27 protein-coding genes are annotated in these 13737 nt (G+C 41.6%); all 27 read left to right on the top strand.

Annotated elements, in window-relative coordinates; all coding sequences use genetic code 11:
• Positions 1-70 precede the first annotated feature (70 nt).
• Positions 71-730 carry a 50S ribosomal protein L3 gene (rplC, locus tag PSU78_RS08100; RefSeq protein WP_300386883.1) on the top strand — a complete coding sequence of 220 codons (660 nt, stop codon included), beginning with the start codon at positions 71-73 and terminating at the stop codon, positions 728-730.
• The gene (gene rplD, locus PSU78_RS08095) at positions 730-1356 is read left to right on the top strand and encodes a 50S ribosomal protein L4 (protein WP_300386881.1); all 627 of its coding nucleotides are present in this window, start codon (positions 730-732) and stop codon (positions 1354-1356) included. Before rplC ends, rplD begins: the two co-directional genes overlap by 1 nt.
• Positions 1353-1667, top strand: coding sequence for a 50S ribosomal protein L23 (gene rplW, locus PSU78_RS08090; RefSeq protein ID WP_013147041.1), 315 nt, complete (start codon positions 1353-1355; stop codon positions 1665-1667). The genes rplD and rplW overlap by 4 nt, the downstream gene beginning before the upstream one ends.
• Before the next feature lie 11 nt (positions 1668-1678).
• On the top strand, positions 1679-2512 hold the full coding sequence (gene rplB, locus PSU78_RS08085; RefSeq protein WP_013147042.1) for a 50S ribosomal protein L2: 834 nt from the start codon (positions 1679-1681) through the stop codon (positions 2510-2512).
• Positions 2513-2515: 3 nt separating this feature from the next.
• Positions 2516-2791 carry a 30S ribosomal protein S19 gene (rpsS, locus tag PSU78_RS08080; protein WP_013147043.1) on the top strand — a complete coding sequence of 92 codons (276 nt, stop codon included), beginning with the start codon at positions 2516-2518 and terminating at the stop codon, positions 2789-2791.
• Positions 2792-2800: 9 nt separating this feature from the next.
• Positions 2801-3130: a 50S ribosomal protein L22 gene (gene rplV / locus PSU78_RS08075; protein ID WP_013147044.1), complete on the top strand. Its 330-nt coding sequence runs from the start codon at positions 2801-2803 to the stop codon at positions 3128-3130.
• Between the two features lie 9 nt (positions 3131-3139).
• Positions 3140-3865 carry a 30S ribosomal protein S3 gene (rpsC, locus tag PSU78_RS08070; RefSeq protein WP_300386876.1) on the top strand — a complete coding sequence of 242 codons (726 nt, stop codon included), beginning with the start codon at positions 3140-3142 and terminating at the stop codon, positions 3863-3865.
• Entirely contained in the window at positions 3849-4265 is a 417-nt protein-coding gene (gene rplP, locus PSU78_RS08065) for a 50S ribosomal protein L16 (RefSeq protein ID WP_013147046.1), read from the top strand. Before rpsC ends, rplP begins: the two co-directional genes overlap by 17 nt.
• A gap of 16 nt (positions 4266-4281) precedes the next feature.
• Positions 4282-4476, top strand: coding sequence for a 50S ribosomal protein L29 (rpmC, locus tag PSU78_RS08060; RefSeq protein WP_300386873.1), 195 nt, complete (start codon positions 4282-4284; stop codon positions 4474-4476).
• A 2-nt stretch (positions 4477-4478) separates the two neighbouring features.
• Positions 4479-4724 (top strand): 30S ribosomal protein S17, encoded by a 246-nt coding sequence (rpsQ, locus tag PSU78_RS08055; RefSeq protein ID WP_300386871.1) that lies wholly within the window; start codon positions 4479-4481, stop codon positions 4722-4724.
• Between the two features lie 225 nt (positions 4725-4949).
• Positions 4950-5318 carry a 50S ribosomal protein L14 gene (gene rplN / locus PSU78_RS08050; RefSeq protein ID WP_013147049.1) on the top strand — a complete coding sequence of 123 codons (369 nt, stop codon included), beginning with the start codon at positions 4950-4952 and terminating at the stop codon, positions 5316-5318.
• Positions 5319-5326: 8 nt separating this feature from the next.
• Entirely contained in the window at positions 5327-5644 is a 318-nt protein-coding gene (gene rplX / locus PSU78_RS08045; RefSeq protein WP_013147050.1) for a 50S ribosomal protein L24, read from the top strand.
• An 8-nt stretch (positions 5645-5652) separates the two neighbouring features.
• Positions 5653-6192, top strand: a complete 540-nt coding sequence (gene rplE / locus PSU78_RS08040) for a 50S ribosomal protein L5 (protein WP_013147051.1) — start codon at positions 5653-5655, stop codon at positions 6190-6192.
• A gap of 3 nt (positions 6193-6195) precedes the next feature.
• Positions 6196-6501 carry a 30S ribosomal protein S14 gene (rpsN, locus tag PSU78_RS08035; protein ID WP_013147052.1) on the top strand — a complete coding sequence of 102 codons (306 nt, stop codon included), beginning with the start codon at positions 6196-6198 and terminating at the stop codon, positions 6499-6501.
• Between the two features lie 15 nt (positions 6502-6516).
• Positions 6517-6912, top strand: a complete 396-nt coding sequence (gene rpsH, locus PSU78_RS08030; protein ID WP_013147053.1) for a 30S ribosomal protein S8 — start codon at positions 6517-6519, stop codon at positions 6910-6912.
• A 10-nt stretch (positions 6913-6922) separates the two neighbouring features.
• Positions 6923-7456, top strand: coding sequence for a 50S ribosomal protein L6 (gene rplF, locus PSU78_RS08025; RefSeq protein WP_300386867.1), 534 nt, complete (start codon positions 6923-6925; stop codon positions 7454-7456).
• 10 nt (positions 7457-7466) lie between these two features.
• Entirely contained in the window at positions 7467-7820 is a 354-nt protein-coding gene (rplR, locus tag PSU78_RS08020; RefSeq protein ID WP_300386865.1) for a 50S ribosomal protein L18, read from the top strand.
• Between the two features lie 27 nt (positions 7821-7847).
• Positions 7848-8360 carry a 30S ribosomal protein S5 gene (gene rpsE, locus PSU78_RS08015; RefSeq protein WP_013147056.1) on the top strand — a complete coding sequence of 171 codons (513 nt, stop codon included), beginning with the start codon at positions 7848-7850 and terminating at the stop codon, positions 8358-8360.
• Positions 8361-8362: 2 nt separating this feature from the next.
• Positions 8363-8560, top strand: coding sequence for a 50S ribosomal protein L30 (gene rpmD, locus PSU78_RS08010; protein WP_300386862.1), 198 nt, complete (start codon positions 8363-8365; stop codon positions 8558-8560).
• On the top strand, positions 8560-9000 hold the full coding sequence (gene rplO / locus PSU78_RS08005) for a 50S ribosomal protein L15 (RefSeq protein ID WP_300386860.1): 441 nt from the start codon (positions 8560-8562) through the stop codon (positions 8998-9000). The genes rpmD and rplO overlap by 1 nt, the downstream gene beginning before the upstream one ends.
• A 10-nt stretch (positions 9001-9010) precedes the next feature.
• Positions 9011-10336: a preprotein translocase subunit SecY gene (gene secY / locus PSU78_RS08000; protein ID WP_300386859.1), complete on the top strand. Its 1326-nt coding sequence runs from the start codon at positions 9011-9013 to the stop codon at positions 10334-10336.
• 50 nt (positions 10337-10386) lie between these two features.
• Positions 10387-10500, top strand: a complete 114-nt coding sequence (gene rpmJ / locus PSU78_RS07995; protein WP_013147060.1) for a 50S ribosomal protein L36 — start codon at positions 10387-10389, stop codon at positions 10498-10500.
• Between the two features lie 169 nt (positions 10501-10669).
• Positions 10670-11032 (top strand): 30S ribosomal protein S13, encoded by a 363-nt coding sequence (gene rpsM, locus PSU78_RS07990; protein WP_013147061.1) that lies wholly within the window; start codon positions 10670-10672, stop codon positions 11030-11032.
• Positions 11033-11099: 67 nt separating this feature from the next.
• A complete protein-coding gene (gene rpsK / locus PSU78_RS07985; protein ID WP_013147062.1) occupies positions 11100-11489 on the top strand; it encodes a 30S ribosomal protein S11 in 390 nt (129 codons plus the stop codon).
• A 43-nt stretch (positions 11490-11532) separates the two neighbouring features.
• Positions 11533-12162: a 30S ribosomal protein S4 gene (gene rpsD / locus PSU78_RS07980; protein WP_013147063.1), complete on the top strand. Its 630-nt coding sequence runs from the start codon at positions 11533-11535 to the stop codon at positions 12160-12162.
• Between the two features lie 109 nt (positions 12163-12271).
• On the top strand, positions 12272-13258 hold the full coding sequence (gene rpoA, locus PSU78_RS07975) for a DNA-directed RNA polymerase subunit alpha (RefSeq protein ID WP_300386854.1): 987 nt from the start codon (positions 12272-12274) through the stop codon (positions 13256-13258).
• A 37-nt stretch (positions 13259-13295) separates the two neighbouring features.
• Positions 13296-13685: a 50S ribosomal protein L17 gene (rplQ, locus tag PSU78_RS07970; protein ID WP_300386852.1), complete on the top strand. Its 390-nt coding sequence runs from the start codon at positions 13296-13298 to the stop codon at positions 13683-13685.
• The last annotated feature ends 52 nt before the right edge of the window (positions 13686-13737 follow it).

Raw genomic sequence — 13737 nt, 5'->3', positions numbered from 1 at the left:
TAATCCGCCCTCTTTCACAGAAGTCGGTCAATTGTAATCGACTTTTTAACTAAATAATAAGGATACGATCATGAGCTTAGGGCTTATTGGTCGCAAAGTGGGTATGACCCGCGTGTTTACTGAGGACGGCGCAAGCATCCCAGTAACCGTGTTGGAAGTTGTACCTAACCGCGTGACACAGATCAAGACGATCGCAAGCGATGGCTATACTGGCCTTCAAGTTGCTTACGGTACACGTCGTGCTAGCCGCATCAACAGTGCATTGACTGGGCATTATGCCAAGTCAGGTTCTGCTGCAGGCGCTGGTATACATGAATTCCCAGTGACTAGTGATGTTTTGGCTAATTACACTGCAGGCGCAAATATCTCTGTTGATATTTTCCAAGCGGGTCAAATAGTAGACGTTACTGGTATTTCTTTGGGTAAAGGCTTTGCTGGTGCTATCAAGCGTCATCACTTTAAGTCTAACCGCGCATCTCACGGTAACTCTAAATCACATAACGTACCTGGTTCTATTGGTATGGCGCAGGATCCAGGTCGAGTATTCCCTGGTAAGCGTATGCCTGGTCACTTAGGTGCAACTAAGGTAACAACACAGAACCTAGAAATCGTTCGTGTTGATGCTGAGCGTAACCTATTGTTGATTAAAGGTGCAATCCCTGGTTCTAAAGGCGGCGATGTTGTTGTGCGCCCAGCTATTAAAGCTAAGCTTCAGAAGGGGATGAAATAATGGAACTGAAATTACAAGACAAAAATGGTAAAGCGGTTAAAGTTGGCGTAACTGTATCTGACGATACTTTTGGTCGTGAATTTAACGAAGCTTTAGTGCATCAAGTGGTTGTAGCTTACATGGCTAATGCCCGTACAGCAACACGTGCACAAAAAGGCCGTGGTAATGTTGCGCATACTACGCACAAGCCATACGCACAAAAAGGAACGGGTAATGCACGTGCTGGTATGACGTCTAGCCCAATCTGGCGTGGAGGCGGCCGTGCATTTCCTAGCTCACCGCTAGAAAACTTCAGTCATAAAATTAACCGTAAAGCTTACCGTGCTGGTATGCAAACGATTTTATCTGAATTAGTTCGTCAAGAGCGTTTGAATGTGGTTGAAGAATTTGTTGTAGCTACCCCTAAAACTAAAGCTTTTGCTGAGAAAATTAAAAATCTAGGTTTTGAAGGCGGCGTATTAGTGCTGACTGATGGCTTTGATGAAAACTTATATTTATCTTCACGTAACTTGATTAACGTCATGGTGGTTGAAGCGCAATTTGCTGACCCAGTCAGCTTAGTGCGTTTCCCAAATGTAGTGGCTACAGTTGCTGCGGTGAAGAAACTTGAGGAGATGTTAGCATGATGACCGCTATGACTAAAACTCAAGATCGCTTGTTGCAAGTAATCTTAGCACCACAAATCACTGAAAAAGCAACTTACATTGCTGATAAGCATCAGCAAATTGCTTTCATCGTACGTACTGATGCAACTAAACCAGAAATCAAAGCTGCAGTTGAGCTTGTTTTTAAAGTTGAAGTTGAAAAAGTTTCTACGATCAATGTTGGTGGTAAAACAAAGCGCGCTGGCAAAAGTATGGGCAAGCGTAAAGACTGGAAAAAAGCTTATGTAAGCTTGAAGCCAGGCCAAGAAATTAACTTCGCAGCGGCTGAATAAGGAGAGATGAGATGGCATTAGTTAAAGTCAAGCCAACGTCCCCGGGTCGTCGTGGTGTAGTAAAGGTGGTAACACCTGACCTTTATAAAGGTAAACCACACGCACCGCTGTTGGAGAGTCAAAGTAGAAACGCAGGTCGTAATAATAACGGCCGTATTACAGTGCGTCACCAAGGTGGTGGTCATAAGCAGCATTATCGTTTAATTGACTTCTTACGCAATAAAGCTGGTATTCCAGCGACAGTGGAACATATTGAATATGATCCAAACCGTACGGCACACATTGCTTTGCTTTGTTATGCTGATGGTGAGCGTCGTTATATTATCGCTCCACGTGGCGTAAGTGCTGGTATGCAATTAATTAGTGGTTCAGAAGCGCCTATTAAAGTAGGTAACGCGATGCCGCTACGTAACATTCCAGTAGGTAGCACGATTCACTGTATCGAATTGCAGCCTGGTAAAGGTGCGCAAATTGCTCGTTCAGCAGGTACTTCAGTACAATTGCTAGCGCGTGAAGGTGCTTATGCTCAATTGCGTTTACGTTCAGGTGAAGTTCGCCGCGTACACGTTGATTGCATGGCAACTTTAGGTGAAGTGGGTAATGAAGAGCATTCACTACGCTCAATCGGTAAAGCTGGTGCAATGCGCTGGCGTGGTGTTCGCCCAACCGTTCGCGGTGTGGTGATGAACCCGGTAGATCACCCGCATGGTGGTGGTGAAGGTCGTACAGCTGCAGGTATGAATCCAGTTAGCCCATGGGGTGTTAAAACTAAAGGTTATCGTACACGTAGTAGTAAGCGTACAGATAATATGCGTATTAGTCGTCGTCCGAGAGGCGTAAGGTAATTTATGGCACGTTCACTTAAAAAAGGTCCATTTATTGATGGTCATTTGGCTAAAAAAGTAGAGGTTGCAGCTGCAGCGCGCGATCGTAAACCAATTAAGACTTGGTCACGTCGCTCTACAATTTTCCCGGATTTTATCGGTCTTACTATTGCAATTCATAATGGTAAGCAACACATTCCAGTGTTGATTTCTGAAAACATGGTAGGTCACAAGCTCGGTGAATTTGCGTTAACGCGTACATTCAAAGGTCATGCAGCCGACAAAAAAGCTAAGAAGTAGGAGCTGAAGATGCAAGTATCTGCAATATTAAAAGGTGTTCATCTCTCTCCTCAAAAGGCTAGATTGGTGGCAGACCTTGTTCGTGGCAAGAAAGTAGATCACGCACTTAACATTCTTAATTTCACACCTAAAAAGGGTGCTGAGATCATTAAGAAGGTGGTTGAGTCTGCAATCGCTAACGCGGAACATAACAATGGCGCTGATATCGACGAATTGAAAGTTACTTCAATTTATGTTGATAAAGGTATTGTGCTTAAACGTATTCGTCCACGTGCAAAAGGTCGCGCTGGTCGTATTACTAAACCAACCTGTCACATTCATGTGACAGTCGGTAACTAAGGGATAATCATGGGTCAGAAAATTCATCCAATTGGTTTCCGTCTGAGTGTCCAAAAAAACTGGTCCTCACGTTGGTATGCCAATAGCAAGAACTTCCCTGCAATGTTGCAAGGCGACATTAAAGTACGTGAGTTCTTAAATAAAAAATTAGCCAGTGCTGCTGTAAGCCGTATTTTGATTGAGCGTCCTGCAAAGAATGCAAAGATCACTATTTATAGTGCGCGTCCTGGTGTTGTTATCGGTAAAAAAGGTGAGGATATTGAGTCTTTGCGCGCAACTTTACAAGGTTTAATGGGCGTACCAGTTCATTTAAACATTGAGGAAGTTCGTAAGCCTGAAATCGATGCAGCATTGATTGCGCAATCTATTGCTCAACAACTTGAAAAACGCGTGATGTTCCGTCGTGCTATGAAGCGTGCAATGCAAAATGCAATGCGCCTTGGTGCACAAGGTATCAAAATCATGAGTTCAGGTCGTTTAAACGGTATCGAAATTGCTCGTACTGAATGGTATCGTGAAGGCCGTGTGCCATTACATACACTTCGTGCTGACATTGATTACGGTGTTGCTGAAGCTTCAACGACATACGGTATTATCGGTATTAAAGTTTGGGTATTCAAAGGCGAAATCTTTGCTGGTAACGTACAAGCTCCTATCGGCGCTACTACAACTCCAGTTGCTGAGCCAGAGAAAAAAGTAAGAAAGCCGAGGGCTAAAGATGCTACAACCGTCTAGACAAAAATATCGTAAGATGCAAAAAGGCCGTAACAAAGGCATTGCAACTACGGGTAATAAAGTAAGTTTTGGTGATTTTGGTTTGAAAGCAGTAGGCCGCGGCCGTTTAACTGCACGTCAAATTGAAGCTGCTCGTCGCGTTATGACTCGTCACATTAAACGTGGTGGTCGTGTATGGATTCGCATATTCCCGGATCAACCAATTTCTAAAAAACCTGCTGAAGTACGTATGGGTAATGGTAAAGGTAGTACAGAGTACTACGTTGCTCAAATCCAACCAGGTAAAATGTTATACGAGATGGACGGAGTAAGCGAAGAGCTTGCACGTGAAGCGTTCCGTTTGGCTGCTGCAAAGTTGCCAATTGAAACGACATTCATGACTCGCCAAATCGGTAGTTAAGGATAAGGAAGCTAAAATGAAAGCAACCGATTTAAGAGTAAAAAGCGTTGAAGAGCTAAATGCAGAGTTGATTGAATTGCGCCGTGCGCAATTCTCTCTACGTATGCAAGTAGCAACTCAGCAATTATCTAAAGTAGATCAGCTAGGTAAAGTACGCAAAGATGTAGCGCGTGTGAAGCTTGTGTTAGCTGAGAAAGCGAAACAGGCATAATCATGACTGAAACGACAAAAGTAGTACGTAGCTTAACAGGCCGCGTAACAAGCGACAAAATGGATAAAACAGTTACGGTGTTGGTTGAGCGTAAAGTTAAACATCCGTTGATTGGTAAAGTTATTCGCCAGTCTAAAAAGTTTCATGCACATGATGAAACTAACAGCTGTAAAGAAGGTGACATTGTAACGATTGTTGAAAGTCGTCCGCTTTCTAAAACAAAAAACTGGGTTGTTAAAGCAGTTTAAGTAAAAGTAAGTTCAATTAGCGTAATTATTAGTAATAGTAATTGCGCTAATTGATGATGCAAGTTATAATGTTTGGCTATTTAGGCGAGCGACTTTTAGTAAAAAATAAGTCATAAGCTCTCGCCCCAATACTGACCGGGTCTATCGGCCGTGTTAATTGAAAGATAATTTTCAATTAAAAATGGCTGGTGTTGGTTTTAACGGATTAAGTTGGAGTTTATTCTCATGATTCAAATGCAATCTCGGCTTGAAGTTGCCGATAACACTGGTGCGCGCTCTGTGCAATGCATCAAAGTGTTAGGTGGCTCTAAACGTCGCTACGCTGGAATAGGCGATATCATTAAAGTGAGCATCAAAGATGCTGCACCACGTGGTCGCGTAAAAAAAGGCGAAGTTTACAGCGCGGTAGTTGTGCGAACTGCTAAGGGTGTTCGTCGTCCAGACGGCTCATTAGTTAAGTTCGATGGCAATGCTGCGGTACTGTTAAATAATAAGCTAGAACCGATTGGTACCCGTATATTCGGGCCAGTAACACGTGAATTACGTACTGAAAAATTCATGAAAATCGTTTCATTAGCGCCAGAAGTGTTGTAGGAGCTCACATGAACAAAATTCGCAAGGGTGATCAAGTCATCCTAAATACCGGTAAAGACAAAGGTAAGCAAGGTACAGTTATAGGTATTCTTGATTCAGGTCATGTTGTTGTTGAGGGTCTTAACTTGGTTAAGAAACACGCAAAAGCAAACCCGATGAAAGGTATCGCTGGCGGCATCATTGCTAAAGAAATGCCATTAGACATTTCTAACGTTGCTTTATTTAACAGCGCGACCCAAAAAGGTGATCGCGTAGGCTTCAAGACATTAGATGATGGTCGCAAAATTCGCGTATTCAAATCTAATGGCGAAGCAGTGGACGCATAGGAAGAATTATGGCGCGCTTAAAAGATTTTTATAAAGACTCAGTTGTTAAATCTATGACTGAGCAATTTGGTTACACTTCAGTAATGCAAGTGCCTCGTATTGATAAAATCACTCTTAATATGGGTGTTGGCGAAGCGGTTGCAGATAAAAAGGTAATGGAACACGCTGTTGGCGATATGGAAAAAATTGCTGGTCAAAAAGCAATTGTTACTAAAGCTAAAAAATCAGTGGCTGCATTTAAGATTCGTGATGACTATCCTGTTGGTTGTAAAGTAACTTTGCGCCGTGAACGTATGTATGAGTTCTTGGATCGTTTGGTTACTGTAGCAATTCCACGTATTCGTGACTTCCGCGGTATTTCTGCGAAATCATTTGATGGTCGTGGTAACTACAACATGGGTGTTAAAGAGCAAATCATTTTCCCTGAAATTGAATACGATAAAATCGATGCAATTCGCGGAATGAATATCACTATTACAACTACTGCGAAAACGGATGAAGAGGCAAAAGCTTTGCTTGCTGCGTTTAGTTTTCCTTTCAGAGGTTAAGTCATGGCTAAAACCTGTATGACAGAGCGCGAAATCAAACGTCGCGCAACTGTAAGTAAATTCGCTGTAAAACGTGCTGCACTTGAAGCGGCAATGAATGACGTTACTGCAACTGCAGAGAGTCGCCTTGAAGCGCGGATGAAATTCCAAGCGCTTCCACGTAACTCTAGTCCAGTTCGTCTTCGTAATCGTTGTGCTTTAACTGGTCGCCCACGTGGTGTGTTTAGTAAATTCGGTATTGGGCGTAGTAAATTACGCGATTTAATGATGGCTGGCTTCGTGCCGGGCGTTACTAAAGCCAGCTGGTAATAGGAGGATATAGCTATGAGTATGAGTGATCCGATTGCCGACATGTTGACGCGTATTCGTAATGCGCAAATGGTTAACAAAGCGGTTGTTGCTATGCCTTCATCAAATGTTAAGACTGCTATTGCTAGCGTGCTTAAAGAAGAAGGTTACGTAGAAGATTTTGCAGTGCAAACTGAAGGTGGTAAAGCTACTTTAACTATTAGCTTGAAATATTATGCTGGTCGCCCAGTTATTGAGCGTATACAGCGTATTAGCAAGCCGGGTTTGCGTGTATATAAAGGGTCTCAAGAGATTCCTAAAGTAATGAATGGCCTTGGTGTGACGATTATGTCTACATCTAAGGGTGTAATGACAGATCGTAAAGCACAAGCAGCCGGTATCGGTGGCGAAGTGTTGTGCGTAGTGGCTTAAGGAGAAGCAAATGTCACGTGTTGCTAAAAATCCAGTCGCTATTCCAGCTAAAGTTGAAGTGGTATTAAGTGCTAATTCAATTGATGTTAGCGGTCCATTAGGTAAATTATCACATCCACTAACAAGTGCGGTTGTGCTTAAGCGTGAAGGTGAGACGATTACGTTTCAAGCTTCAAGTGATGCGCAACACTCACGTGCAATGTCAGGTACATTGCGTGCATTAGTGGCAAATATGGTTAAAGGTGTTTCAGAAGGCTTTTCACGTAAGTTAACACTTGTTGGTGTTGGTTACAAAGCTGCTGCACAAGGCGCTATATTGAACTTAGAGTTAGGTTATTCACATCCAATCAACCACAAAATGCCAGCTGGCGTGACTGTGGCAACTGCTACGCCAACAGAAATCCTGTTAACAGGTGTTGATAAGCAAGTGATTGGCCAGGTTGCTGCACAGATTCGTGCTTATCGGGCGCCGGAGCCATATAAAGGCAAGGGTGTTCGTTACGCTGATGAAGTTGTTGCGATTAAAGAAACCAAAAAGAAATAAGGCTTAAAAAATGAACATCGTAAATAATCGCTTGCGTCGTGCACGTAAAACCCGTGCCAAAATTGCAGAGCTAAAAGTTACACGTCTAAGTGTGCACCGTACTAATACGCACATCTATGCACAAATTATTGCTGAATCTGGCGATAAAGTAATTGTTAGTGCTTCAACGGTAGAAGCTGACGTTCGTAAAAATATTAAAAATGGCGGCAATGTGGAAGCAGCTGCAGCTATTGGTAAACTTATTGCTGAAAAAGCGGTTAAAGCTGGTGTTACAACTGTTGCTTTTGATCGTTCAGGCTATAAATATCACGGTCGTATTAAAGCGTTGGCTGATGCCGCTCGCGAAAACGGCTTATCCTTCTAATTGGTCTGATTGCTAAAGAGGTTAATGATGGCGAGAGAAATGGAACAGCAACAGCAGCAGACTGATGGTTTGCGCGAAAAAATGATTGCAGTTAATCGTGTAAGTAAAACGGTTAAAGGTGGTCGTATCATGAGTTTTGCAGCTCTTACAGTAGTTGGTGATGGCGATGGTGCTGTTGGTATGGGTAAAGGTAAAGCACGTGAAGTACCTGTAGCTGTACAAAAAGCAATGGATGAAGCACGTCGTGGTATGTTGAAAATCAACTTAACTAACGGTACTTTACATCACGCAGTGACTGGTGTGCATGGCGCAGCTAAAGTGTTTATTCAACCAGCTTCAGAAGGTACAGGCATTATCGCTGGTGGTGCAATGCGCGCTATTTTTGAAGTGATGGGTGTTACTAACGTTGTGGCTAAATGTATTGGTTCAACTAACCCTTATAATTTGGTTCGTGCTACTTTAAATGGCCTAGAGTCAATGAATACACCAGCAGAAATCGCAGCTAAACGCGGTAAATCAGTTGAAGAAATTAGAGGCTAATCATGGCTAAAACACAGAAAGTTGCGACACCTATCAAGGTGACGTTGGTTAAAAGTACTATTGGTCGCATTCAATCACATAAAGCTACCGTTACAGGTTTAGGTTTACGTCGTATGCACCATACAGTTGAGTTACAAGACACTCCAGCAATCCGCGGTATGATCAATACTGTGGGCTATCTATTAAAGGTAGAAGGATAATGCAATTAAATACAATTAAGCCTGCTGAAGGCGCAAAGAAAGAACGTCGCCGTGTTGGTCGTGGTATCGGTTCTGGTTTTGGTAAAACTGCTGGTCGCGGTCATAAAGGTCAGAAGTCACGTACTGGTGGTTTTCATAAAGTCGGTTTTGAAGGCGGACAAATGCCTATTCAACGTCGTCTACCAAAACGCGGTTTTAAATCAATGACTAAAGCTAAGACTGCACATGTGCGTACTAGTGAATTAGCGCTGGTTCCAAATGAAGTGATCGATTTGTTAGCTTTAAAAGCAGCAAATATCGTTTCTGGCACAGTTAGAAATGCGAAGTTATTTTTATCTGGTGATGTAACTGCAAAATATAATATCCAAGGCTTATTGTTAACTAAAGGCGCTCGCGCCGCAGTTGAAGCAGCTGGCGGTAAAATTTTAGAAGCTGCGTAAGAGTATAGTTTTGGCACAGGATAGTTTATTAAAAACAGCGTCAAAAATGGGCGAACTTAAAAGTCGCCTGCTTTTTGTGCTAGGTGCGTTAATCGTATATCGTTTAGGTGCTCACGTACCTGTTCCTGGAATTGATCCAGTAGTTCTAGCTAAGCTATTTGAATCGCAAAGCGGTGGCATTTTAGGCATGTTTAACATGTTCTCAGGTGGCGCTCTTTCTAGATTCACAGTGTTTGCTTTAGGTATCATGCCGTATATTTCTGCCTCTATTATTATGCAGTTATTGTCGGCGGTGTCACCTAAGTTAGAGCAATTGAAAAAAGAAGGCGAAGCTGGTAGAAGAACCATTACAAAATGGACACGCTACGGCACAGTTGTTTTAGCTGCATTTCAGGCTTTAGGTATTGCCATTGCCCTTGAAGGTCAACCTGGTTTAGTTATTGATCCAGGTCTAGCGTTTAGATTAACTGCTGTCATTACTTTGGTCAGCGGTACTATGTTTATCATGTGGTTAGGTGAACAGATTACAGAACGTGGCATTGGTAATGGTATTTCTATCATCATTTTTGCTGGTATTGTTGCGGGTTTACCTAAAGCAATTGGTAGTTCGGTAGAGATGGCTAATTCAGGTGGATTTGGAGCAGCCGGTCCTTTAATTTTATTCTTTTTGTTAGTCACTATTGTTCTTGTGACAGCATTGGTAGTATTTGTAGAGCGTGGCCAACGTAAAATTACTGTCAACTACGCTAAGCGTCAGGTTGGCAATAAAGTTTACGGTGGGCAAACGACTCATCTACCGTTGAAATTAAATATGGCAGGTGTTATTCCTCCAATTTTTGCTTCTAGTATTATTTTGTTTCCAGCAACGTTGGCAAACTGGTTTAGTGGTAAAGAAAGTATGTACTGGCTGAAAGATATTTCTAACGCATTATCACCAGGTCAGCCGATTTACATTTTGTTCTTTACCGTCGCTATTGTGTTCTTTTGTTTCTTTTACACTGCATTGCAGTTTAATCCAAAAGACACAGCTGATAACCTAAAGAAAAGTGGTGCGTTTGTTCCTGGGATTCGTCCGGGCGATCAAACTGCAAAATACATCGATAGAATTATGGGTCGTTTAACATTAATCGGTGCTATCTACATTACGTTGGTTTGTTTGTTACCAGAGTTTTTAAGATTGAAATTTAATACGCCGTTTTATTTTGGCGGTACATCATTGCTAATTATTGTTGTTGTTACGATGGATTTTATGACGCAAGTCCAGTCACATCTGATGTCGAATCAATATGAAGGATTGCTTAAAAAGGCTAACTTCAAAGGTAATACACAAAAGTAATTAATAGTAATAATTTAGAACCTGTAGTTTAAGAAGTGATGGAGTTATAAATGAGAGTTCGTGCATCTGTAAAAGCATTATGCCGTAATTGTAAAGTTGTTCGTCGTCGTGGCGTTGTACGTATCATTTGTACAGATCCACGTCACAAACAACGTCAAGGTTAATAGATTTTTATTAATCCAATGAGTGGTTGTTTTATTACCATTCATTAAGTTGGTCAATATTTTAATTGATCAGAAGATAAGCTAATTGATATAAATTGGTTTTACTGTTAAAATCGTCGGCTTTTTTAAAGCAATAGATTTTTAGGTAAACCTAAATTTGGAGTAAAGTATGGCGCGTATTGCAGGGGTAAACATCCCAAATAACAAACATGCTGACGTTGCATTAACTGCAATTTTCGGTATTGGACGTGTTACAGCACAAAAAATCTGTGCTGCAGCTGGCGTTTTAGCAACAACAAAAATGAAAGATTTAAATGACGCAGATGTAGATAAATTGCGTGATGAAGTTGCTAAAGAAAAAGTTGAAGGTGATTTACGTCGTGAAGTATCTATGAACATCAAACGTTTGATGGACTTAGGTTGCTATCGCGGTATTCGTCATCGCCGTGGTTTGCCAGTTCGTGGTCAGCGCACAAAAACAAATGCGCGTACACGTAAAGGTCCAGTTAAAGCGATTAAACAAGCTAAATAAGCTGTTGATTAGCTCAAAATTTTAGGTTTACAAATTTTAGTAAGATTATTGGTAAGGATAGTGCAACATGGCAAAAGCTAATGTACGCGTAAGAAAAAAAGTTAAAAAGAATATTGCAGAGGGCATTGCCCACGTGCATGCATCTTTTAACAATACCATCATCACCATTACAGACCGTCAAGGTAATGCGTTGTCATGGGCAACTTCAGGTGGTCAAGGCTTTAAAGGCTCGCGTAAGAGTACGCCTTTTGCTGCTCAGGTTGCTGCCGAAGTGGCTGGTAAGTCAGCGCAAGAAAATGGTGTTAAGAATTTAGAAGTGCGTATTAAAGGACCAGGCCCAGGTCGTGAATCTGCAGTGCGCGCACTTAATGCAGCTGGTTTTAAAATCACCAGCATTACTGATGTGACGCCAGTGCCACACAACGGCTGCCGTCCACCTAAAAAACGCCGCATTTAAGTTGAGCTTAAGCTCACTTTAGTAGAGATAACAGGAGAATCCCTTGGCTAGAAATTTAGACCCTAAGTGCCGTCAATGTCGTCGTGAAGGCGAAAAGCTTTTTTTAAAAGCTGAAAAGTGCTTTACAGACAAATGTGCAATCGAAAAACGTAACTTCCCACCAGGTCAGCACGGTCAACGTCGCAACCAACGTCTATCAGACTATGGTGTTCAATTGCGTGAAAAACAAAAAGTTCGTCGTATTTACGGCGTTCTAGAAGCTCAATTCCGTAGCTACTACGCTGAAGCTGATCGTCAAAAAGGTATTACAGGTGAAAACTTGTTACAACTTTTAGAGTGTCGTTTAGATAATGTTACTTACCGTATGGGTCTTGGTGGTTCACGCACTGAAGCACGTCAAATTGTTCGTCACAACAGTATTTTAGTAAATGGTCGCCGCGTAAATATTCCTTCATACCAAGTCAAAGCTGGTGATGTTGTGAGTGTGGCCGAGTCATCTAAAACACAGTTGCGTATCAAAGGCGCTCTTGAAGCTGCTGAACAACGTGGCTTCCCAGCATGGATCGAAGTTGATGTTAAAGCGCTTAAAGGTACATTTAAGGCTAAACCACAACGTGATGAGTTGCCGCCAACAATCAATGAATCATTGGTAGTTGAGCTTTACTCAAAATAATTAAGATTTAAATTGTTATGTTAGGTGAGCCGTTTACGGCTCACCTAAATATTTACTCTAAGCGCTAACAAGTTAATAGAGATTAATACAAAAATTAAAAGGTATAACTATGCAAAACAGTCCTACCGAATACTTAAAACCACGTGTAGTAGATGTTGAGGTGTTGTCTCCATTGCGTGCACGTGTAACACTAGAACCTATGGAACGTGGTTTTGGTTACACTTTAGGTAATGCTTTACGTCGCGTTCTATTGTCTTCAATTCCTGGCTTCGCTATTACAGAAGTTAAAATTGATGGCGTTGTACATGAGTATTCAACTTTAGATGGCGTTCAAGAAGATGTAGTAGATATCTTGCTAAATCTTAAAGGTGTAGCTTTAAAATTAAATACTAAATCAGAAACAATTTTGGTGTTAAATAAATCTGTTGAAGGTGTTGTTACAGCGGCTGACTTTGAAACAGGTCATGATGCTGAAATCGTTAACCCTGATCATGTGATCGCTCATCTTACAAAAGGTGGCAAGTTAAATTTAGAAGTTAAAGTAGCAATGGGTCGTGGTTATCAACCAGTTCCAGCACGTCAAAAAGCAAATGAAGAAGACCGTGTCCTAGGTTTTATCATGGTTGATGCATCATTTAGCCCAATCAACAAAGTGAGCTATCAAGTTGAAAGCGCACGTGTTGAGCAACGTACTGACTTGGATAAGTTGGTCATGGATGTTGAGACTAATGGTGTGATTGAGCCTGAGCAAGCTATTCGTGATGCTGCGCGTATCTTAATGGGTCAATTGTCTGTATTTGCTGATTTAGAAGGCGCACCAAGTGAAGTTGAAGTGAAATCTGCACCACAGGTTGACCCAATTTTATTACGTCCTGTAGATGATTTGGAATTAACTGTTCGTTCAGCAAATTGCTTGAAAGCTGAAAATATATTCTACATTGGTGATTTGATTCAACGTACTGAGAATGAGCTGTTAAAAGCGCCAAATCTTGGCCGTAAATCATTGAATGAAATTAAAGATGTACTTGCAACTCGCGGCCTAACATTGGGCATGAAACTAGAAAACTGGCCACCAGTTGGGCTTGAAAAAGCTTAATAGACCAGCATAAATAAAGAAACTTTAAGGAATTACTATGCGTCACGGTAATAGCAATCGTAAATTAAATCGTACAAGCAGCCATCGTGCAGCTATGTTCCGCAATATGACAGCATCGTTGCTACGTCATGAAGTGATTAAAACTACTTTGCCAAAAGCAAAAGAGTTGCGTAAATTTGCAGAACCTTTAATCACATTAGGTAAAACACCTACTTTAGCTAATCGTCGTTTAGCGTTCAGTCGCTTACGTGATCGTGATATCGTGGGTAAGTTATTCGGTGAATTAGGTCCACGTTACCTTACGCGTAATGGCGGTTATTTACGTGTGCTTAAATGTGGTTTCCGTAACGGCGATAACGCACCAATGGCTTTAGTTGAATTAGTTGATCGTCCTGACACAGGTGCAGATGTAGTGGTTGCAGATTAAGTTCTGTAATTATTGATTAGTTAGTGAAAAAGCCAGCTTTTGCTGGCTTTTT

This window comes from Methylotenera sp. (genome assembly GCF_029945705.1).
Taxonomy (GTDB): domain Bacteria; phylum Pseudomonadota; class Gammaproteobacteria; order Burkholderiales; family Methylophilaceae; genus Methylotenera.
Note: the sequence above shows the minus strand (reverse complement) of the source record. Positions and strands in the feature narration are given on the sequence as shown.